Genomic DNA, 20187 nt, shown 5'->3' with positions numbered 1-20187 from the left:
CAAAAAACCCGCCATATTGGCGGGTTTTTTGTGTGATTCCAAAGCGTTGTTTCTCGGGAATCTTGTCTGGCTCCACGACCTGGACTCGAACCAGGGACCCAGTGATTAACAGTCACTTGCTCTACCAACTGAGCTATCGCGGAATGAGCGCTATGTTACTGATTCACAAAACGAAGTCAAGCGAGCGCATGAATTTTTTTGCTAAACGTCTGATGAAAGAACGCGCGCTCGTCGAGTGACGGGTTCATTCCTGCGTCATAGGTGGCGTAGTGTATTTGGCCTTCTCCTGCCGCACTCCCATTCGAGGTAAAAGAGATGCCGCTCAATAACCATCTTGAAACGCTCTTTCCCACGCTTGATGACATTCCCGAGCCTTATCGCCCTGGTGCGCCCATCGAGCAGCGTGATTATCTGGTCGACGGAGAACTGAGAACCTGGAACGGTCCGCTGGCACCGGTGCGCAGCCCGGTGTGCATAAGAAGTCACACCGGCCTTGAGCCGGTGATTCTGGGCAGTACGCCCCTGCTGGACGCCGCCACTGCGATGACGGCGCTGGACGCAGCGGTCAGCGCCTGGGACAGAGGTCAGGGCCGCTGGCCGATGATGCGCGTTGTAGAGCGCATTCAGCATGTCGAGGCGTTCCTCAAACGCATGCGCGAGCAGCGTACAGCGGTGGTCAATCTGCTGATGTGGGAAATCGGCAAGAACCTCAAGGACTCGGAAAAGGAATTCGATCGCACCTGCGATTACATCGTCGACACCATTGATGCGCTGAAGGAACTCGACCGCAGTTCCAGTCGCTTCGAACTGGAGCAGGACACCCTCGGGCAGATCCGCCGCGTGCCGTTGGGCGTCACGCTGTGCATGGGGCCTTACAACTATCCGCTGAACGAGACGTTCACCACGCTCATTCCCGCGCTGATCATGGGCAATACCGTGGTGTTCAAGCCTGCCAAGTTCGGCGTGCTGCTGATCCGTCCGCTGCTTGAGGCATTCCGTGACAGCTTCCCGGCCGGGGTCATCAACGTGATCTATGGCAGCGGGCGCGACACGGTGAGCGCGCTGATGGCCAGCGGCATGATCGATGTGTTCGCGTTCATCGGCACCAACAAGGCCGCCAGCGACCTGAAAAAACTTCATCCACGCCCGCACCGCCTGCGTGCGGCGCTGGGGCTGGACGCCAAGAACCCCGGTATCGTCCTGCCCGACGTGGACCTGGACAACGCGGTCAGCGAAGCGGTCACAGGCTCACTGTCCTTCAACGGCCAGCGCTGCACGGCGCTGAAGATCTTCTTCGTGCACGAAGACGTGGTTGAACGCTTTCTGGAAACATTCCAGCAAAAGCTGGCCCAGCTCAAACACGGCATGCCGTGGGACCCAGGTGTCTCGCTGACGCCGTTGCCCGAGCCCGGCAAGACCGATTACTTGCAAGGCCTGGTGGCCGATGCGCTGGGCAAAGGCGCGAAGATCATCAACAACGGCGGCGCACGGGTCAGCGAGACCTTTTTCTACCCTGCGCTGCTATACCCGGTCACCCCCCAGATGCGCGTCTATCACGAAGAACAGTTCGGTCCGGTGGTCCCTGTGGTCGCCTACCGTGACCTGGAGACCGTGATTGATTACGTCCTGGATTCAGACTTCGGCCAGCAACTGAGTATCTTCGGCAACGACCCGGCGCAGGTCGGACGGCTGGTGGATGCGTTCGCCAATCAGGTCGGCCGCATCAATCTCAATGCCCAGTGCCAGCGTGGTCCGGACAAATACCCGTTCAACGGCCGTAAGAACTCGGCCGAGGGCACGCTGTCGGTTCACGATGCCTTGCGCGTGTTCTCGATCCGCACGCTGGTGGCGACGAAGTTTCAGGAGAGCAACAAACAGTTGGTCAGCGACATCATTCGCAACCGAGAGTCCAGTTTCCTGAGCACCGACTATATCTTCTGAGGCCTTAATACCCGCATGCGCCGTCTTCGCGGCGCATGCGTAAAAAACGGGACGCCCTGGCTGCCCTGACACGATAAACAGCACCCTGCGCGCCAACCTCTCCCGCCTTTCCGGTCAATCGTCGCAAGACCGGAATATGGCGCGTTCACCTTATCAAGAACGACCTCGCGAAGCCGACACTCGTCAGACAAAGTACCGTCTGCCGACTCAGTGCAAACGGTGGGAGGCGGCTTGCCGGCGATCTGCCGGGCACCGGCAGCAAGGCCAGCGCATGCGGTGTATCAGATGCGATCAAGGGCTGCTGCGCAGCCCCATCAGCGACTGAAATGATTTCATCGTCGGCAAGCCGCTTCTTATCAAACAACCTGTAACCCAATGAAGAAACCAAATTGGGCGGGAGCTGTGTGTCTGCAACATGGCTGCTCAGCATGGCCCGCTCCATTACTTGATCCGATAATGAAACGTGTTCTTCACCCCGGACACTGTCACCGGCTTGCCGTCGACGATGCGTGGCTGATAGCGAAACGTCTCGGCAGCCGCCACTGACGGGCGCATGAACAGCGGATGGCAAGTGCCCTGCACCTGCGGATTGACGACGCGCCCTTGGGGCGAGACGTCGTAGATCACCGTGCAATCGCCTTCGATACCCTTGTCCAGCGCACGCTCAGGGTAATCCGGGGCCTCCTTGCTCAGCGGCTGATACTGACTGCTGTCGGCAGCCGCCGCCTGTTGTGACTGTCGAGCGCGTTCGGCGGATTGCCTGGCCTGCTCTGCCTGCTGACGCTGTTGCTCGGCGAGGCGCTGTTGGTCCTGCAACTGTTGTTGCTCGGCCAGTTTCTGTTGCTCAACGGCCCTCTTCTGCTGCTCGTTACGGCGCTGCTCGAGGTCACGCTTCTGCTCCTCGACCCGCTTGCGTGCCAGTGCAGCCTGTTCGATCTGCCGCGCCTGACGCTGCGTGTCCGGCTGCGGCGCGGGCACTTCGACCGGCTTGACGACTGGCTTGGCAATCGGTGCAGGCTCTGCGACAGGCACCGCTGCCTGAGCAGGCTCAACCACCGCAACAACCGGCTCAGGCACTGGCGCGACAGGCGCCGGAGCAGGCGGCAAAATCAGCAACTGCGTGGTCAGGGTTTTCACGGGCTCCGGCAGTTTCTGCCCGGCAACCCAGCCCTGCATCAATGCCGCCAGCACGACGCCGTGCAGGGCCAATGCAACCGCCACCGCCAGCCCGTGACGGCGTACCTTGGGCCAGCTCAAAGTCTCGGGGCGAGATTCAGTCCAGTGAAGGGGCATTGATATCATGGCGTTCATTGCGGAGCCTCGGTCACCAGCCCCAACTGCGTGACGCCGCTGCGTTGCAAGGCCGACATGGCAGCGACGACACGCCCGTAATCGGCCTTGTCATCGGCTCGAATGAACACCTGGGTATCCGCACGCTCTGCCACCAGTTGCGCGATGCGTCCCTGCATGTCTTCAAGGCTGGCCGCAGTGTCGGTCTGCGCATGGGTGTCGACGGTTTCTCCCAGGTTCCAGTAGTAGCCACCTTCTGCCTTGACCGACAGGGTCACGATGCGCTGTTTGGTATCACTGGCAAGCGCTTCGCTGGCGACCTTGGGCAACTCAATCTTCACGCCTTGCGTCAGCATCGGTGCCGTGACCATGAAGATCACCAGCAGCACCAGCATCACGTCGATGTAAGGCACCACGTTCATTTCGGCTTTCGGGCCGTGTTTGCGTTGCGGTTTGACCAGCATGGCAAATCCTCAGGCCGCAGCGGCCATGGTCCGTGGCGCGGCCTGCAGAACGCGGTTCAGGCGCACCTGCAATTCGTTGCCGAAGCTGTAGTAACGGGCCGCCAGCGTATGGCCACGCGCAGCAAAACGGTTATAGGCGATGACCGCAGGAATCGCCGCGAACAGACCGATGGCCGTGGCGATCAACGCCTCGGCGATGCCCGGCGCGACCGTAGACAGCGTGGCCTGCTGCACCTGCGACAGGCCGATGAAAGCGTTCATGATGCCCCAGACCGTGCCGAACAAGCCGATGTAAGGGCTGACCGAGCCGACCGTGGCGAGAAATTGCAGCCCCTTTTCCAGTTGCAGCTCCTGTTCGCTGATCGCCACCTGCAACGAACGCTCGACGCCTGACAACACGGCTTCCGGCTCGGCATCGGGACGTTGTTTGAGCTGTACGTACTCGGCATAACCGGCGCGAAACACCTGCCCGACGCCATCGTCCTGGTCCTGTGCCGCATACAGCGGTCCCAGGTCAACTTCACTGCGAAAGCGCTGCTGAAAACGGTCCAGCGTACGCTCGTAATGACGCAGCGCCAGGCTGCGCTGGATGATCAGATACCAACTGAGCAACGAAGCCAGCAGCAAGGTCAGCATCACGGCCTTGACCAGCAGACTGGCATCGCTGATCAGGCTCCACAGGGTCATGTGTTCCAGGGTGGCGTGCATCAGGTTTTCCTCGTCTTGCAGTGCCGGCCAATGGCGGTCGGCACGCGGTATGAATCGACTGTCTATCACCGTTCGATGACAAACGACTTACGGCAGCGACAGGGTTTTCACCACATCGGCCCAAGGTACGAATTTGAAGTTCTGCGCCTGCTCGGGCATGCGTTTGCGGCCGTCCTGTACAACCAGCATGCCGCGGCTCCAGGCACCGCCCAGAGGGGTCGAAGTCACTTCGATGCCATCGGTTTCAGAAGTCCCGTCTAGCCCGGCCTGCGCATTGAGTCCGACCCGAAATGCGCCGCGCAGGGCATACGGCGGCTCGGCATCGACCACCACGTAGCTGTCATTGCCCTGGCTGGAAATCACCAGATAGTCGTGCTGCTCGCTTTGATAAAACGCCAGCCCCTCGACGTCTGCGTGCAGCACATCGCCGACCTTGATCACGCTGGACAGGGTTGCAGGCTGGTCAGCACGGGCGTCCACTTCCCAAACGCCTACGTCTTCCTCACCGAGGAACAGACGTTGACGCTGATCGTCCGCCACACAGCCTTCCGGCTGGGTTTCAACCTTGAAGCGACGCACCAGCTCGCCCTGCGCCTTGCCGTCCGGCGCGCTCAGGCGGTATTGCAGAAAGCTGCCGTCCTTGCCATTGGCGAACGCATACAGCTCGCCACTGGCTGGCTTGAACAGGCAGACGCCGTAGATTTCCGCCAGCGGTGTCGGGATCTCGCCCGCCTCGCGCAACTCGCCCGTTGAACGGTCGATGCTGAACAGGCTCAGGCTATTGCGATCACGGTTGCTGGCTACCGCCAGATCGACCTTGTGCTTGCCCAACATGAAGCCGGGCCGCACATCCACGTTGTTCAAACGCCCCACCGGCAGCGATTGCAACTGTTTACCACTAAGGTCATACGCCAGCAGGCCCTGTTTCTTGTTGGTGCCCAGTACGCGGCTCAACGCCGGTTTCTGTGGATGCACCCAGATCGCCGGATCATCGGCGGCATCGCCCTGGCGTGCGACCGGCTGGGTCTGCGCGGTTGGCGCTACGACTGGCAGCGCTGGCGGTCCGGCAACCGGCGTTGGCGTCCAGCCCAGCGTGCCCTGATAGAGCCGCTCGCCGTCGTTGTCATTGACCAGCAGTTGCAACCCTTCCTTACCCTGGTTCACCGACAGACCCTCGGGCTTCTTGAGGTTCATCAGTGACAGTTCGCCCACCGGCGTCCAGCCCTGCGCCTGCTGCTGATAGAGGTGCAGCGCTTTGCCCTTGGGGTCCAGCGCCAGCAAGCCGCCGGGAACGATGGCCATGGCTCCGGCAGCCTGTTTGATCTCGCCGAACGGCTCACGCAACGCGACCGGCTGGCGCATGACATCCGCCTCCGGGTGCGCCGGGTAGGTCCACCAGCCGAGGTTCTGCTCGTTGACATACAACTGATGCGCCGTATCGTCGACCTGACAGAACTCGGCGTTGGGCGGCAGTGGCAGATTGCGCACCAGCCGTGGCGTGTCGCTGAGCTGATCACCTGCGCCCACCAGCCACTGCTCGCCCTTGCCCTCTTCGCCGATCAGAAAGACAAAAAGGTTGCTGGCCTCGTCGCGGTACAGGCACAGACCGGCTACGGAATAGTCGCGCGCGGGCAAATAAACGGGCTTCGACCAACCGCGCCTGTCGGCATTCAGTCGGGTCAGCATCGCCTGCTGCCGGGCATTGTCCAGCGTCGCGACCAGCACCTGCGAGCCTGAGGCGCGGCTGTCCAGTCCTTGAAAGGAACCTTGCAGTTGCGCCCGTTGCAGGCCTTGCTCATCGAGCAGCAACAGGCCGTTCTTGATACTCGCTGCCAGGCGTTGCGTGCCTTCGCTGCCCGGTATGAAGGCCAGCGACTGCGCCTTGAACGGCTCGTTTTCGGCCCAGCGTGTCAGGGTCAGGTCCAGCGGTGGCGAGGCCTGTGCGGCAGCGGCCATCAGGCCCGAGAGCAGTGTCAGGCAAAGGGTTTTGGGTAATACCGAAATCATCATCAACGGTCGAATCCTTGAATGAGCCCGCACGGCCGCGCCACTACAACGGCGCGGCCGAATCGATCAGAAATGGGTAAAGGTCAGGCCAACCTTGTACGTCGGGCCGTACTCTTCGTACTGGCCGTTGTAGGCGCGATGGCCGCTATAGACGAAGTACGGCTGGTCGGTGAGGTTCTGCGCCTCGAAGCTGACCTTGAGGTTTTTGGTCAGCGAGTAGCGGGCGCTGAAATCGACGAAGGTTTGCGCATCGACGTACTGGTCGTGGTCCTTGTCGCCAATCGCGGCGATTTCGTAGAGGTAGGACGATTTGTAGTTGGCCGACAGACGCAGACTGAGCTTGTCGTTCTCCCAGCCGAGCATGACGTTACCAACGGTTTTCGACTGGCTCGGCAAGTCGATATCGCGCTTGCGGTTGGTGCCGGTGCTCTGGTCGAAACCGTTGATGCTGGCATCGGAGCGGCTCAGGGTGGCGTTGGCGCCCAACAGCAAACCGTTCCAGGGCGCAGGCAGCCAGTCGAGCTTCTGTGAATATGCCAGCTCAAGTCCGTACAGCTTGGCCTTGTCGCCATTGGCGAAGGTGTTGGCTTCGGAGAAATTCGCCCACTGGCCCGTACCGGCCAGGTCGGTGTTGTAGACGAAGTTCTGAATGTCCTTGTAGAACACGAACGCCGACACCGTACCGGCACGGCCCATGAAGTGCTCGATACCCAGGTCCAGATTGCTGGATTCCAGCGGCTTGAGCTGCGGGTTGCCGAAGGAGGCTTCGTCGTCATCGATCACGAAACCGGGTGCCAGTTGCCCGAAGGTCGGACGCACCACAGTCTTGGTCCACGCGGCGCGCACCTGAGTGTTCTTGTCCACCTGATAGCGCGCATGCAGGCCCGGCAGCCAGTGGTGATAACGGCGCTGGGTGTCACTGGTCTCGAACTGCCCGTCGCGCACGCCGGTGCCTTTGGCGCTCATCTCGGTGCCTTCATAGCGCAGCCCGGCGATGAAGCGCCACTTGTCCACATCCAGCGTGTTCATGAAGTAACCGGCGTTGATGTCTTCGCTGATGTCGAAATCGTTGGCACGGGATTCAGACTGATCATAAGCGTCTGCCGCATTCAGGCCACCAATCAGGCCCTTGACCGCGCCGGGACTGATGCCGCTGCCGAAGTTGCCAAGCCGGTAGTCGATCGTGCCTTTCTGAAACTGCGTCAGGCTCAGTTGATCATCGCTGAGGCCTTGATCGCCGAAATCCTGATACTTCCAGACCTCCAGGTCGTTGGTCTTGTCACGCCGGCTTACCTTGCCACCGAACTTGAATTGCGAGGCGTAGCCCTTCACATCGTAATCGCGGGCCAGGTCCAGACGCAGGTTCTTCTCAGTGTCCTTGGTGTTCTGCTTCTCCCAATCGACCTTGTCCAGTGTGAAGTTGGAATCATCGTAGAACGCAGAGCTGACAATCGGCCGTGGTTTGTCGCGGTCGTAAAAGCCGCTGTTCGAGAAATCATCATTGCCGGTGAAGGTTGCCCCGGCGATGTGGCCTGGACTGTCTTCACTGGACTCGCTGTAACCGGCCTGACCGCTGAGGGTCCACAGTCCGAGCATGCGCTGACCACCAAACACATAGGATTGAATCTCCTGGGTCTCCGTACGCGCCTTGAGCTTACGCGTGCCTTCGGCGTCGCCGGTCTGGCCTGCGGCCTGTGCATCGGCAAACTCAAAACCGTTGGTGGTACGGACTTCATCGTCCTTGAAACGGCTGTACAGGGTGCGCAGGTAATAGTTGCTGACATCGTCGGGCTTGTAATCGAAGTTCAGGCCGCCACCGGCGCGCTCGCGGCTGATGTCGTAATCGCGTTGCTCGAACTCTTGCAAACGCGCCCCATCCCAGGCGCCGCCCGTCTCCACGTTGTCGGAACCAAAATCGCGTTTCTGCCAGCTCAACGCAGCCGCCACACCGAAGTTGTCGATGCCGTCGCCGAGGCTGAACCGGTTGCTCGCCGCGCCGGAAAACTTCGGGCTGGTCTGGCGGGTGTTCTTGTCATAACTGGCTTCGCTGCTGCCTGTATAGAACAGGCCCTTGTGATCGAACGCCGACAGGCTCTCGACATCCACCGTGCCGCCCAGCGAGTTGGCATCCATGTCTGGCGTGAGGGTCTTGATCACCGACAGCGACTGCACCAGTTCGGCCGGCAGTACATCCAGCGCCACGGCACGTCGGCCGCTTTCCGGCGCGGGCACCAGCGTGCCATTGATGGTCACGCTGTTGAGGTCCGGTGCCAGGCCGCGCACGGTCACGAAACGCCCTTCGCCCTGATCGCGCTCGACGCTGATGCCTGGCAGGCGCTGCACGGCTTCGGCAACGTTCTGGTCAGGCAACTGCGCCACGCCGTCGGCATGCACCACACTCTTGATGCTGTCGGAGCTGCGCTGTTCCTTGAGCGCGTTGTCGATACTGGCCGCCTGCCCCACCACTTGAACGTGCTCGGTGGCGTCCACGTCGGCGGCCTGCACGCGTTCACCGGCGATGGCCAATGCCAGCCCGCTGAAGGTAAAGCCAACCAGTTGAGCCCTGCTGCGGCGTATGTACATGTGAATACTCCCCCAGAAATCCCGACGACCCAGGCAAATCGGCCCGGCAACTGGAGGCGCAAGCTAGAGTCGCGCAATGACGTTTCTGTGACACATGGGCGCAGATTCGTAGCAAAGAAGGGTTTCAAGGGGGCAACTCATAGGGAAATGAGCTGATCTGACCTCGAAAAACAACGCACCCTGTGCCCGGCGCGACTTGCCGGAAGACCGTAACGATGCTTGCAGCGCTTGAAAACACAGGCTTTGCGACGTGCAGCCTGCTGCCTCGGCACAAAATACTGCGCAACGGGCATGAGCTGATTCGACCTTATTGCGCAGGTGTCGCCCGTCACGCAAGTGTCATGCGCATCTGTTTTGCTGGCCGACAGTCAGCACTTCAGGAGCACCGCCAGCCATGTTCAGGATCATCCAACCGCACCGCTGGAAACTCGCTGTTCTGCTGATTGCGTCTAATCTCGGCCTGCTGGCGTTCCTGGCCTTCGGCGACATCAAGTATTTCAGCGAATGGAAGTGGCTGGACATCCTTGGTGAAGGCGGTTCGGCGCTGTTGTCCCTCGCCTGGCTGTTTCTGGTGTTCAAGAGTCGACCTGCGGGTCGGGTCACGAACTACCTGTCGATCGGCCTGAGCTGTGTGTTCTTTTCGTGGTGGATCGACGCACTGGACGAGTTCATCCGCCTGCCCAGCGAGATCGAGTGGGATCACTGGCTGGAGTCCGGCCCGATGCCGGTTGGCCTGATCCTGCTGACCATTGGCATCTATCACTGGCATCGCGAACAACTGGCGATCAACGCGCAGATGGAGAAGCGCGAACGCGGCTTTCGCGAGCATCGTCTGTACGACAAACTCACCCCGCTGGGCAGTGCGGATTACCTGAAGCGCCAGCTGGTCCTGAGCCTGGAAGACAGCCTGACCGAACAACAACCCCTGTCACTGCTCGCCGTTGACATCGATAACTTCAGCGCCATCAATAATGCGTACGGCCATGCCGAGGGTGATGAAGTGCTGTCGGCGCTCAGCCACCTGTTGGTCTTGAACCTGCGACGTCAGGATTTGCTCTGTCGTCTGGCGGGCGATCGGTTCGTGGTGCTGCTGCCCAATACGGGCGAGAGTCAGGCCAGACTGATTGCGCTGGAACTGCAACAGGCGGTTGCCAGCCTGGCGCACAAGACTCGACTGCAGGGTGAGCGGCTGCACCTGTCGGCCAGTGTCGCCGTGGTCATGGCCATCAACGAAACGCCGGACAACCTGCTCAGGCGTCTCAACCTGGCGCTGGCCCGTGCCCGACGCCCCATGACGCGCTCCGCCTGAGGCCTGCTGTGACCATCAAGAGCGATTGGTACGAAGCCGACAGCCGTTTCATTCCAGGCCATTATCAGCCTGCCACGCTGATCGACCTGGCCCTGTCGCGCGGACTCGACAGCCATCGGCTGCTCAAGGGCACCGGTCTGTTCTACGAAGACATCGTGGCGGGCAAGACACGTCTCAGTCCTCAACAGTATTTCGTGCTGATCGGCAACGCACAGCGGCAGATGGAGGCCGATGACACCAGTTTTCTGTTCGGTCAGCGGTTGTTCCCGGGGCACTACGGCGCAGCCAGTCATGCGCTGCGCCATGCGCAGAACCTGCATCAGGCGCTGGAGATCCTGATTCGGCAACGCGCCCTGCTCAGCCCTGTGCTGACGCCACGTCTGGAGCTGGACGAGCACTTCGCCTATCTGTATTGGCTGGACAGCTGTGGCGCAGGCGAGCAACACGTGTTTGTGCTGGAGGCAGCGACGACCTCGATCGTTGCCATGAGTCAGCACTTGAGTGGCGAGCGCTTGCCGTGGGAGTGCAGCTTCAGCCATCAAGAGCCGCGCTATGTTGAGCAGTACTGGGTGAATCTGGGGGAAAATACGGCCTTCGGCCGGCCGCTGGACATGATGCGACTGCCCAGGCATTACCTGACACGCCCATGGCCCGGCGCGTCCCCCATTGCAGCGCAGGTCGCCCAGCAGGAGGCGTCTGCGCAACTCGACGCACTGGGGATGTGCGCCAGCCTGCTGGACCGATTGCACCAGCACTTGACCGACACCGTCCGTGAAGCGACCAGCCTGGAGCACGTGGCGCAGGCCTTCGCCATGAGCCCGGCGACGCTCAAGCGCAAATTGCACAAGCACGGCACCTGCTTTCAGGCCCGACATGATCTTGCCCGCAAACACGTCGCGCTGTACCTCTACCAGATCAAGGGCATGAGCAACGAGGCCGTTGCCGAGTACCTCAACTTCAACGATCCGGCGAACTTCCGTCGTGCCTTCAAACGCTGGACCGGTAGCACGCCGACACTGATCCAGCGGCTGTTCAGTTTCGATTGACCGCCGGCTTGCCCGCTACATCATCCACACTGCGCTGCTCGCACAACTTGTAACCCAGACCATGGGCGGTGTGCAGCAGCGGCGTGCTGAAGTCCTTGTCCAGCACGCGCCTGAGGGTGTGAATGTTGCTGCGCAGGCTGTCGCTTTTCTGCCCGTCCCGTCCCCACAGAACCTGCTCCAGCTCAGCGCGTTTGACGATATGCGGGCTCTTGCGCATCAACAGTTCCAGCAGCTTCATGTTAGTGGGATTGAGCTTCAACGGCAGACCGGCGCGAGAGACTTCCAGGGTGTCCAGGTCGAACACCAGATCGGCCACCACCATCAGGCGATTGTCCTTGCGCTGACGACGACCGACCACGGCCTCTATCCTGGCCAGCACCTCGGACATGGCAAAAGGTTTGGTGATGTAGTCGTCCGCCCCGACCTTGAACCCGAGCAGGCGATCTTCCAGTTCGTCCCGGGCGCTGAGCATCACGATGGCGACCTCCGATTGCGAGTATTCGCGCAGGCTGCGGCAGATCTGATTGCCGTCGATGCCGGGCAACATGATGTCGAGAATGATCGCGTCGAAACGCTTCGACGCCGCCAGATGCAGCCCGCTCAACCCATCCAGCGCGCCCTCGACTGCATGCCCTCTCAGCTCGAAAAACTCCAGCAGGTTGTCATGGATGTCAGGATGATCCTCGATGACCAGAATATTCATGGCAGCGTTCCTGTCCCTATCTGACAAGACCCGAGCCCGCCATAGCAGGCTGGCGGTCAGGCGCGTAGGACAACGGTTGCTGCAATCGGGATCTGCCATAGAAACACAGCGCCACCAGCAGCATGCTTAGCCACACCACGATGGCAGCCCAGAAGGTGTGCGACATGAAGTGCCAGCCCTGCAATACCCGCGTCGTGCCGTAGATCATGCCCAGCACCATAATCGCGCCCAGCAGGAGTCTGGCGTGGTGCCAGCGATAACGACGGGCCACGAAGTACAAGGCAAACAGGCTGAAGGCACTCGACGCATGACCACCCGGCCAGCAACGCCCCGCACCCGCTTCGTGCCACAGATTGAAGTTGCGGAACCATTCCACATGAGCCTGAGCCCCGCCATACAGCGTGGTCTCGACCGGGCAATACACGCTGGTATGACTTTTGAGGAAATGGATCATGCCGGTGCTCACGGCAAAGGCGACGATCACGAACAGGAAATCCAGCCGATGCCGGCTGAAGAACTTCAACGGTTTCGCCATTCGGCTACGGCCGACCCAGCGCGTCAGGCGGGCTTGCGGACGCAGTTGCAGCGCAGGCCAGACCAGCGACAGCAAGGCCCCGATGATCGCCAGCTCGCCCGTCCAGTTGGGAATGATGCGTGCCCAGTTGTGGGTGATTTTTTCGAACAGATGGCTCTGCCCAACCGGGAAGTTGCCTGCCACCGGGTCGTAAAGCAGGTTGCTCAGCGCGATATCAAAGTGTGTCAGGTCAAAGAGCAGGAACACCATCAGACCCGCGAGCAGCGGAATCCCGAGATTGTTGCGATAGAAGGTGTAACGGGCACTGGCGGATGTCTTCAATTCAGTTGCTCGCTGTCGATGTCTGCCCATTGCCTGGCATTGAGGGATCCAAGGATTTTCGGAGTATGCGTGCCATCTACCTGAACGAACACCGCTTCAGCGTAGGCGCTGGCGCGCTCATTGAACGGCACGCCCAGCTTGCGCTCGAACTGATCGATGCAACCACTGTGGGTGACCAGTATCAGGTTCTCGCCTGCGTGCTTGTGCGCTTGCACGGCATTCTTGAAACCGCCGTTACAGTCGTTGGGCCACGCTTCGTCGGGCACGACATGCCCTGAGATCAGGTCGGCAGTCTGCTGGGTGCGAAGTTTGGGGCTGGTGATCATCCTTGCGTCGACGAACCCCAGTCTTTTCAGACCCGCGCCCACCGCCAATGCTGCTTCACCCCCCTTGAGCGTGATGCCTTGCGCATCAGCCATACAAGGATTGGTCGAGCGATCGCAGCGCTCGGCATGCCGGATCATGACCACTACATCGCCCTGCTTCCAGTGGGCATAGAGACCTGACTGTTTCAGGGCACCCGCCGCTCCCAGATCAACCACATGCGTCGCCTTGAAGGCAGTGAAAAACCACACACCGATGGCCGCAAGGGCTACGACCACCAGGGCCAGGGCAATGTGCCGATTGGTCAGCGAGGGTCGTGAGATGACAAACCTGGAAAGCCAGGACCTGTTGATGACGGCGTATTTATTATCGGTTGAACTGCGCGCCACGTGGCCGCTCCTGTACTGGTCATCAGCGTGATTTCAGCTGTGGCAACGATAGGGACGACCTCGTGCGGAAGCGGTGAAGAAGATGTGAAAAAGACGTTGCAACGAATTGGCCCGCTGTTGCTACACGAAACGCCCCCGCCGAATGAAAGCCCCGTGCCATCATGCTTCCAGACGATCTGCCGCGTTCGACTGCCCGGCACCACGCGCTCGATGAAAAATATTTCAGGTTGGGTTTTTACCGGGCGCAGCGCAATCGGCAGCTCGACCTTGCTGCACATCCTGCCGCGCACGCGCAGTGGTTTCGGCAACATCACGCCATTGCAGGTCAAAGACGACCCGCACATTCAGCAGCGAGAACAAGAGCAGATCTTCGACGCCATTGCTCACCAGGACCGCGACGCCGCCTGGGCCGCAATGCGCCTGCATCTGATCAACAGCCTGCTACGCCTGCGCGCAAAGCCATAGCGAGCCCCTTCCTTATCGTTTACCATGCCGCCCGTCGGTTTCCGAGAGGAACTAACAGGGAATTCGCACACCTCGCTGCATGAGGTCAAAACGAGACTGCCCCCGCAACTGTAGGCATCGAGCCTGCTCCACGACTGCCACTGGGTGATCCCCGGGAAGGCCGGAGCCGGGCGATGACGTGCCAGTCAGGAGACCTGCCGACCTGCATACAATCACTAACCGGCGGGGTGTCCGGGAAGGACATCCGCGCGCAAAGCCGTATTGCGCCGTGCCCTGCTGTTTCTCTGCGGGCCGGGATGTGTTTCCTGTCGTGCATTGCGCCCTGACACACGCTCGAATCGAGGTCGCATTCCATGTCACTGTCCCGCCTTGCCGTCCTGGCTGCCAGCCTCACCCTTTCCAGCCTGGTGTTTGCCGCGCCGACCCGTTATCCGCTGACCCTCGAAAACTGCGGCTACTCGCTGACCTTCGACCACGCACCGAACAAAGCGGTGACCATCGGTCAGTCGGGCACTGAAATGCTCTATGAGCTGGGCCTGGGCGACAAGCTGGTCGGCACGTCCCTGTGGTTCAACGACGTGCTGCCGCGCTTCAAGGCACAGAACGACAAGGTCGAGCGCCTGGCCGACAACGATCCCAGCTTCGAAGCCGTGATTGGCAAGCGTCCTGAACTGGTTGCCGTGCAGCTGGAATGGATGGTCGGCAAACAAGGCGCGGTCGGCACCCGTGAGCAGTTCCACGAACTGAACATCCCGACCTACCTGATGCCGTCCGACTGTGAAGGCAAAGACAACCTGGTCGGTGCCGATGGCACGCGTCTGGAGCCGTTCCGCATCGAAACCATCTACAAGAGCATCGAGCAACTGGCGCAGATTTTCGACGTACAGGATCGTGGCGACACGCTGGTCGCCAGCCTCAAGGCGCGCCTCAGCGCGGCGGTGGCCAACGTCAAGCAGAACCACGACAAAGATGTTTCGGCGGTGTTCTGGTTCTCCAGCTCCGACCTGGCCGCAGACCCTTACGTGGCCGGCCGCAAGGGCATCCCGGACTTCATGCTCAACAATCTGGGGATGCGCAACATTGTGCAGTCCGATGAAGAGTGGCCAACGGTCGGCTGGGAAACCATCGCCAAGGCCAATCCAAGCATTCTGGTGATTGCACGTATGGATCGCCGTCGCTTCCCGGCCGACGACTACCGCAAGAAAATCGAATTCCTCAAGGCCGACCCGGTGACCCGCAACATGGACGCCGTGAAGCACGATCGCATCGTAATCATCGACGCTGAAGGCATGCAGGCCAGCCTGCGCCTTTTCACCGGCATCGAAGAGCTGTCCGCAGCCGCCAACCGCTTCAACGGCGCTCCATGAGACTGCCAGTCGCGTTGGGCCATGTGCTCTGGGTGTCCGCGGTCCTGGTGCTGGCAATCATCGTCGGCGCTGCAATCGGTGAAACCTCGATCAGCGTACAGGTGGTGTTTCAGGTGCTGGCCAACAAGCTGTGGGCGGCGGGCTATGCGCTGGACCCGATCGACGAAGGCATCGTCTGGAATTACCGACTGACCCGCGCCATCGTTGCCGCTGCCTGCGGCTCGGGGCTGGCGATTTGCGGCGTGGTGCTGCAATCACTGTTGCGCAACCCGCTGGCCGACCCTTATCTGCTGGGCATTTCGGCGGGCGCTTCGACCGGGGCCGTCATGGTGGCGATTCTGGGGTTCGGTGCCGGGGTGGTTTCCATGTCGGCGGGTGCCTTCGTCGGCGCGCTGGTGGCGTTCTCTCTGGTCGCCCTGCTCGCCCACTCCTCGCGAGGCAGCACTGCCGCCGGGCAGATCATTTTGGCCGGAATCGCCGGATCGCAACTGTTCAACGCCCTCACCTCGTTCCTGATCACCAAATCCGCCAGCTCCGAACAGGCACGCGGCATCATGTTCTGGTTGCTGGGCAACCTGAGCGGCGTACGCTGGCCTTCGGTGTGGCTGGCCGTCCCTGCTGCGCTGGTCGGGCTGCTGGTGTGTCTCTGGCACAGGCGGGCACTGGATGCGTTTACATTTGGCAGCGACTCGGCCGCGTCGCTTGGCATTGCCGTGCGGCGCGTGCAGATCGTATTGATCGCCACAGCGGCACTGGTGACGGCGGTGATGGTCTCGATTGTCGGGTCCATCGGCTTTGTCGGTCTGGTGATTCCCCACGCCGTGCGCATGCTGAGCGGTGTGCGCCACGCCCGGCTGGTACCGTTGAGCGCGCTGAGCGGCGCGCTGTTCCTGATCGTGGCGGACATTCTTTCGCGCACCTTGATCAAAGGCCAGGCGCTGCCTATCGGGGTGATCACGGCCCTGATCGGCGCACCGGTGTTTGCGTTGATCCTCATTCAGGGGAACAGAACTCGATGAACGCGTTTATTCCCGGCGCTGCGCCATCAGTGCTCAGTTGCACCGGCCTGGGCTATTCGGTCAGGGGCGCGACGCTGTTGCGGGACGTGGATATCAGCATCGCGCAGGGTGAGACACTGGGCATCGTAGGCCCGAACGGCTCGGGCAAATCGACCCTGCTCAAACTATTGTCCGGCATCAACAAGCCGTGCAGCGGTCAGGTCATGCTCGGCGAACGCCCGCTGGCGAGCCTGAGTCGGCGTGACATTGCACAGGCACTGGCGGTGGTCGAGCAGCAAGCCGAGACCAGCGACGCGATCACCGTGCTGGATGCCGTGGAACTGGGCCGCACGCCCTGGCTGTCGGCACTGACGCCGTGGAGCGACAACGACGACCGGATCGTCCGTCAGGCGCTGCTGGACGTGGACATGCTGCCTTTCATCAAGCGCGCCTGGCATACGTTGTCGGGCGGTGAGCGGCAGCGGGTGCACATCGCCCGGGCGCTGGCACAGCGGCCGGGCATCCTGTTGCTGGACGAACCGACCAACCACCTGGATATCCAGCACCAGTTGACCATCCTCGGCCTGGTCAAGGCGTTGCCGGTGACCACGGTCATCGCGCTGCATGACCTGAACCAGGCGCTGGACTGCGACCGGGTCGCCGTCATGGAAAAAGGCCGTATGGTCGCGCTGGGCGCACCGGTCGATGTATTGACGCCCGAGCGGCTGCTGGAGACCTTTGGCGTCGTCGCCCGCTGGCTGACCGACCCTTTCGATGGTTCGCGGATTCTGCGTCTGCGTTCGCGCTGAAAGCAGCCGTCCGGACACACCGACAGTCAGTAAATGCCGCTGCAGCGATCAGCGCAGGTGCGCCGCGCGGCCCATGGCACTACAATGCGCGCTTTGCCCGCCGTCGGATGCCGTAGCCATGTCCCTACCCAAACACCACCTGGAATTGCTCAGCCCTGCACGGGACACGAGCATCGCCCGTGAAGCCATCCTGCATGGCGCCGACGCGGTGTACATTGGCGGGCCGAGCTTCGGCGCACGACACAACGCCTGCAACGAGGTCAGCGATATCGCCGAACTGGTGAAATTCGCCCATCGCTACCATGCGCGCATCTTCACCACGATCAACACCATCCTGCACGACGATGAACTGGAACCGGCCCGCACGCTGATCCACCAGCTCTACGACGCAGGCGTGGACGCGCTGATCGTGCAGGACCTTGGCGTGCTGGATATGGACATTCCACCCATCGAGCTGCATGCCAGCACCCAGACCGACATCCGCACCCTTGGCCGGGCGAAGTTTCTCGATCAGGCAGGTTTCTCGCAACTTGTATTGGCGCGTGAGCTGAACCTGCAGGAAATCCGCGAGATCGCCGACGAAACCGATGCAGCCATCGAGTTCTTCATCCATGGCGCGTTGTGCGTGGCGTTCTCCGGACAGTGCAATATCTCCCACGCACAGAACGGCCGCAGCGCCAACCGGGGCGACTGCTCCCAGGCTTGTCGCCTGCCGTACACCCTCAAGGACGATCAGGGCCGTGTCGTGGCCTTCGAAAAGCACCTGCTGTCGATGAAAGACAACAACCAGAGCGCCAACCTGCGTGCCCTGGTCGAAGCCGGCGTGCGCTCGTTCAAGATCGAGGGGCGCTACAAGGACGCGGGCTACGTCAAAAACATCACCGCGTACTACCGTCAGCGACTGGACGACATCCTCGAAGACCGTCCGGACCTGGCGCGGGCTTCCAGCGGCCGTACCGCGCACTTCTTCGTGCCGGACCCGGAAAAGACCTTCAACCGTGGCAGCACCGACTACTTCGTCAGTGACCGCAAGATCGACATCGGAGCCTTTGACACGCCGACTTTCACCGGCCTGTCGGTGGGCAGCGTGGAAAAACTGGGCAAGCGCGATCTGATCGCAGTCACCCATGAGCCGCTGTCCAACGGCGACGGCCTTAACGTGCTGATCAAGCGTGAGGTCGTGGGTTTCCGCGCCAACGTGGCCGATCTCAAAGGCGAATTCGAGGAAGACGGCGAGAAGCGCTGGCGCTATCGCGTCGAGCCCAATGAAATGCCGGCCGCCCTCTCCCGCCTGCGCCCGAATCACCCGCTGAACCGTAACCTGGATCACAACTGGCAGCAGGCGCTGCTCAAGCCGTCGGCCGAACGCCGGATCGGTATTCAGTGGCAGGTCGAACTGCGTGAAGAACGCCTGAACCTGATCGCAACGAGCGAGGAAGGTGTGAGCGTCACGACTCATCTGGACGGGCCGTTCGGTGCAGCGAACAAACCGGAACAGGCGCTCGACCAGTTGCGTGACCTGCTCTCGCAACTTGGCACCACGATCTATCACGCTCAGGACATCAAGCTGGACGCCCCCCAGGCGTTCTTCGTGCCCAACTCTCAGCTCAAGACATTGCGCCGCGACACCATCGACGCGTTGACCGAAGCGCGCCTGAAGGCTCATCCGCAAGGCGGTCGCAAGGCTGAAACCACGCCGCCACCGGTCTACCCCGAGTCGCACCTGTCGTTTCTGGCCAACGTTTACAACCAGAAGGCGCGTGATTTCTACCACCGCCACGGCGTGCAACTGATCGATGCCGCTTACGAAGCGCACGAGGAAACCGGCGAAGTCCCGGTAATGATCACCAAGCACTGCCTGCGCTTCTCGTTCAACCTGTGCCCGAAACAGGCCAAGGGCGTGACCGGCGTACGTACCAAAGTGGCGCCGATGCAGCTGATTCAAGGCGACGAAGTGCTGACCCTGAAGTTCGACTGCAAGCCCTGCGAAATGCACGTGGTGGGCAAGATGAAAGGCCACATTCTGGATCTGCCGCTGCCGGGCAGCGCCGCGGCCAAGGCGGTCGTTGGGCACATCACGCCAGAAGACCTGATGAAAACCGCCCGCCAGCGCGCCCCACGCTGACGCCTCTTGTCAAACATCCCGCACCCCACGGAAGAAACGCTGTTTCTTCCATGGGACGCTTCACCACGTCTTCGACGTAGCGCTGTAGCGCAGCAAACACTGTGATGAGCCGAACCGACCTCATCGCCGGCAAGCCGCCTCCCACAGACCCGTGTTTGCTGCTAGCCAGCATAGCCACCACTACCTGATTCACCATGCATGCGAACCGTCATTTGCGAAGCACGCGCTCCATATGCGTGGTCTTCCAGACCGGATCGGCTTCCACATCCGTTACGGCAAAGCCCTGCTTTTCCCAGAAACGGATAGCACCTGGCAGGAAGGGATGGGTGTGCAGATAAAGCACATCGATTGCACTAGCATCGGCATACGCCCACAGCGCTTCACACAGTCGGCTGGCCAGACCACCGCCCCTGAACGCGGGCATGACGTACAGACGGACGATTTCGACCGTGTCGCGTCCGGTGTAATCCAGCTGCGCAAAGCGATGGTCGAAGGGCAGATAACCAACCGCAGCGACGATCTCGCTGTCATGGCAGGCAATGAGAAATTTGCCTCTGTCGCCGTTCAGATACACCTGCTCGAAAGCAGACAGGTCGGCGGGGACCACAGTGGCGTCAAGCATGGGAAATATCTCGGCGCGCGCCCGCATGACGAACGCAATGGTCTCGGGAATCTCGGCGCGGGTGACTTCACAGATAGAGAGGGTCATGGCAATGGATCAAAGAAGTGTGGGCGCAGGGTAATACAAATGCTGCGCCAGTTTCAGGACAGGGTGGAATCAGCTCCCTGATCGTGTCCAGGGC

General features: G+C 61.1%; 17 protein-coding genes, 1 tRNA gene, 1 pseudogene and 1 riboswitch. Of the genes and pseudogenes, 8 read left to right on the top strand and 11 right to left on the bottom strand.

The genetic code is table 11. From position 1 onward, the window contains the following. Positions 1 to 67: 67 nt before the first annotated feature. Positions 68 to 143 (bottom strand) — tRNA-Asn (locus tag H8S56_RS00275). A 172-nt stretch (positions 144 to 315) separates the two neighbouring features. On the opposite strand from H8S56_RS00275, the gene H8S56_RS00270 reads away from it, so the two are divergent. Further along, entirely contained in the window at positions 316 to 1941 is a 1626-nt protein-coding gene (locus H8S56_RS00270; protein ID WP_187517510.1) for an NADP-dependent glyceraldehyde-3-phosphate dehydrogenase, read from the top strand. Positions 1942 to 2086: 145 nt separating this feature from the next. On the opposite strand, the gene H8S56_RS00265 is transcribed toward H8S56_RS00270, so the two are convergent. The 6 genes from H8S56_RS00265 to H8S56_RS00240 form a co-directional block, all read right to left on the bottom strand. After that, entirely contained in the window at positions 2087 to 2371 is a 285-nt protein-coding gene (locus tag H8S56_RS00265) for a hypothetical protein (protein WP_187517509.1), read from the bottom strand. An 11-nt stretch (positions 2372 to 2382) separates the two neighbouring features. Next, positions 2383 to 3243 carry an energy transducer TonB gene (locus H8S56_RS00260; protein ID WP_187517981.1) on the bottom strand — a complete coding sequence of 287 codons (861 nt, stop codon included), beginning with the start codon at positions 3241 to 3243 and terminating at the stop codon, positions 2383 to 2385. A gap of 5 nt (positions 3244 to 3248) precedes the next feature. Beyond that, on the bottom strand, positions 3249 to 3695 hold the full coding sequence (gene tolR / locus H8S56_RS00255) for a protein TolR (protein ID WP_024684914.1): 447 nt from the start codon (positions 3693 to 3695) through the stop codon (positions 3249 to 3251). A 9-nt stretch (positions 3696 to 3704) separates the two neighbouring features. Beyond that, the gene (tolQ, locus tag H8S56_RS00250; RefSeq protein ID WP_187517508.1) at positions 3705 to 4403 is read right to left on the bottom strand and encodes a protein TolQ; all 699 of its coding nucleotides are present in this window, start codon (positions 4401 to 4403) and stop codon (positions 3705 to 3707) included. Positions 4404 to 4490: 87 nt separating this feature from the next. After that, entirely contained in the window at positions 4491 to 6413 is a 1923-nt protein-coding gene (locus H8S56_RS00245; protein WP_187517507.1) for a phytase, read from the bottom strand. 63 nt (positions 6414 to 6476) lie between these two features. Then, entirely contained in the window at positions 6477 to 8993 is a 2517-nt protein-coding gene (locus H8S56_RS00240; protein WP_187517506.1) for a TonB-dependent receptor, read from the bottom strand. Positions 8994 to 9387: 394 nt separating this feature from the next. Here H8S56_RS00240 and H8S56_RS00235 point away from each other — a divergent pair, with 394 nt between their 5' ends. Together H8S56_RS00235 and H8S56_RS00230 are read left to right on the top strand one after the other, a co-directional pair. Beyond that, complete coding sequence (locus tag H8S56_RS00235; protein WP_187517505.1) at positions 9388 to 10302, top strand: GGDEF domain-containing protein; 915 nt, start codon at positions 9388 to 9390, stop codon at positions 10300 to 10302. Between the two features lie 8 nt (positions 10303 to 10310). After that, positions 10311 to 11348, top strand: coding sequence for an AraC family transcriptional regulator (locus tag H8S56_RS00230; RefSeq protein ID WP_187517504.1), 1038 nt, complete (start codon positions 10311 to 10313; stop codon positions 11346 to 11348). Here the strand turns inward: H8S56_RS00230 and H8S56_RS00225 are convergent. The 3 genes from H8S56_RS00225 to pmrG are packed head-to-tail and all read right to left on the bottom strand — an operon-like array spanning position 11335 to position 13620. Then, a complete protein-coding gene (locus H8S56_RS00225) occupies positions 11335 to 12051 on the bottom strand; it encodes a response regulator transcription factor (RefSeq protein ID WP_187517503.1) in 717 nt (238 codons plus the stop codon). The genes H8S56_RS00230 and H8S56_RS00225 overlap by 14 nt on opposite strands. Before the next feature lie 16 nt (positions 12052 to 12067). Further along, positions 12068 to 12937 carry a phosphatase PAP2 family protein gene (locus H8S56_RS00220; RefSeq protein ID WP_187517502.1) on the bottom strand — a complete coding sequence of 290 codons (870 nt, stop codon included), beginning with the start codon at positions 12935 to 12937 and terminating at the stop codon, positions 12068 to 12070. Next, a complete protein-coding gene (gene pmrG, locus H8S56_RS00215) occupies positions 12904 to 13620 on the bottom strand; it encodes a lipopolysaccharide core heptose(II)-phosphate phosphatase PmrG (RefSeq protein WP_408003761.1) in 717 nt (238 codons plus the stop codon). Before pmrG ends, H8S56_RS00220 begins: the two co-directional genes overlap by 34 nt. Positions 13621 to 13866: 246 nt before the next feature. Between pmrG and H8S56_RS00210 the strand changes: the two are divergent. From H8S56_RS00210 to H8S56_RS00190, 5 genes and pseudogenes are all read left to right on the top strand, one after another. Continuing rightward, a pseudogene (locus H8S56_RS00210) lies at positions 13867 to 14085 on the top strand (GntR family transcriptional regulator); the annotation flags it as partial. 18 nt (positions 14086 to 14103) lie between these two features. Further along, positions 14104 to 14301, top strand: a riboswitch (cobalamin riboswitch). A gap of 137 nt (positions 14302 to 14438) precedes the next feature. Further along, the gene (locus tag H8S56_RS00205) at positions 14439 to 15452 is read left to right on the top strand and encodes an ABC transporter substrate-binding protein (RefSeq protein WP_024684923.1); all 1014 of its coding nucleotides are present in this window, start codon (positions 14439 to 14441) and stop codon (positions 15450 to 15452) included. Further along, complete coding sequence (locus H8S56_RS00200; protein ID WP_024684924.1) at positions 15449 to 16471, top strand: FecCD family ABC transporter permease; 1023 nt, start codon at positions 15449 to 15451, stop codon at positions 16469 to 16471. The genes H8S56_RS00205 and H8S56_RS00200 overlap by 4 nt, the downstream gene beginning before the upstream one ends. After that, the gene (locus tag H8S56_RS00195) at positions 16468 to 17259 is read left to right on the top strand and encodes an ABC transporter ATP-binding protein (RefSeq protein ID WP_187517501.1); all 792 of its coding nucleotides are present in this window, start codon (positions 16468 to 16470) and stop codon (positions 17257 to 17259) included. The genes H8S56_RS00200 and H8S56_RS00195 overlap by 4 nt, the downstream gene beginning before the upstream one ends. Before the next feature lie 118 nt (positions 17260 to 17377). Then, positions 17378 to 19384 carry a peptidase U32 family protein gene (locus tag H8S56_RS00190; protein WP_187517500.1) on the top strand — a complete coding sequence of 669 codons (2007 nt, stop codon included), beginning with the start codon at positions 17378 to 17380 and terminating at the stop codon, positions 19382 to 19384. A gap of 208 nt (positions 19385 to 19592) precedes the next feature. Here the strand turns inward: H8S56_RS00190 and H8S56_RS00185 are convergent, their stop codons facing one another. Continuing rightward, a complete protein-coding gene (locus tag H8S56_RS00185; protein WP_187517499.1) occupies positions 19593 to 20093 on the bottom strand; it encodes a GNAT family N-acetyltransferase in 501 nt (166 codons plus the stop codon). Positions 20094 to 20187 lie beyond the last annotated feature (94 nt).

The organism is Pseudomonas triticifolii (genome assembly GCF_014358015.1).
Taxonomy (GTDB): domain Bacteria; phylum Pseudomonadota; class Gammaproteobacteria; order Pseudomonadales; family Pseudomonadaceae; genus Aquipseudomonas; species Aquipseudomonas triticifolii.
Note: the sequence above shows the minus strand (reverse complement) of the source record. Positions and strands in the feature narration are given on the sequence as shown.

Excerpts from the sequence above, each read along its gene's own strand:
- H8S56_RS00200 (WP_024684924.1), top strand. The coding sequence starts at position 15,449 with ATGAGACTGCCAGTCGCGTTGGGCCATGTGCTCTGGGTGTCCGCGGTC.
- H8S56_RS00205 (WP_024684923.1), top strand. The coding sequence starts at position 14,439 with ATGTCACTGTCCCGCCTTGCCGTCCTGGCTGCCAGCCTCACCCTTTCC.
- H8S56_RS00260 (WP_187517981.1), bottom strand. The coding sequence starts at position 3,243 with ATGATATCAATGCCCCTTCACTGGACTGAATCTCGCCCCGAGACTTTG.
- tolR (WP_024684914.1), bottom strand. The coding sequence starts at position 3,695 with ATGCTGGTCAAACCGCAACGCAAACACGGCCCGAAAGCCGAAATGAAC.
- H8S56_RS00185 (WP_187517499.1), bottom strand. The coding sequence starts at position 20,093 with ATGACCCTCTCTATCTGTGAAGTCACCCGCGCCGAGATTCCCGAGACC.
- H8S56_RS00220 (WP_187517502.1), bottom strand. The coding sequence starts at position 12,937 with ATGGGCAGACATCGACAGCGAGCAACTGAATTGAAGACATCCGCCAGT.
- H8S56_RS00265 (WP_187517509.1), bottom strand. The coding sequence starts at position 2,371 with ATGCTGAGCAGCCATGTTGCAGACACACAGCTCCCGCCCAATTTGGTT.
- H8S56_RS00245 (WP_187517507.1), bottom strand. The coding sequence starts at position 6,413 with ATGATGATTTCGGTATTACCCAAAACCCTTTGCCTGACACTGCTCTCG.
- H8S56_RS00195 (WP_187517501.1), top strand. The coding sequence starts at position 16,468 with ATGAACGCGTTTATTCCCGGCGCTGCGCCATCAGTGCTCAGTTGCACC.
- H8S56_RS00235 (WP_187517505.1), top strand. The coding sequence starts at position 9,388 with ATGTTCAGGATCATCCAACCGCACCGCTGGAAACTCGCTGTTCTGCTG.
- H8S56_RS00270 (WP_187517510.1), top strand. The coding sequence starts at position 316 with ATGCCGCTCAATAACCATCTTGAAACGCTCTTTCCCACGCTTGATGAC.
- H8S56_RS00225 (WP_187517503.1), bottom strand. The coding sequence starts at position 12,051 with ATGAATATTCTGGTCATCGAGGATCATCCTGACATCCATGACAACCTG.
- H8S56_RS00190 (WP_187517500.1), top strand. The coding sequence starts at position 17,378 with ATGTCCCTACCCAAACACCACCTGGAATTGCTCAGCCCTGCACGGGAC.
- tolQ (WP_187517508.1), bottom strand. The coding sequence starts at position 4,403 with ATGCACGCCACCCTGGAACACATGACCCTGTGGAGCCTGATCAGCGAT.
- H8S56_RS00240 (WP_187517506.1), bottom strand. The coding sequence starts at position 8,993 with ATGTACATACGCCGCAGCAGGGCTCAACTGGTTGGCTTTACCTTCAGC.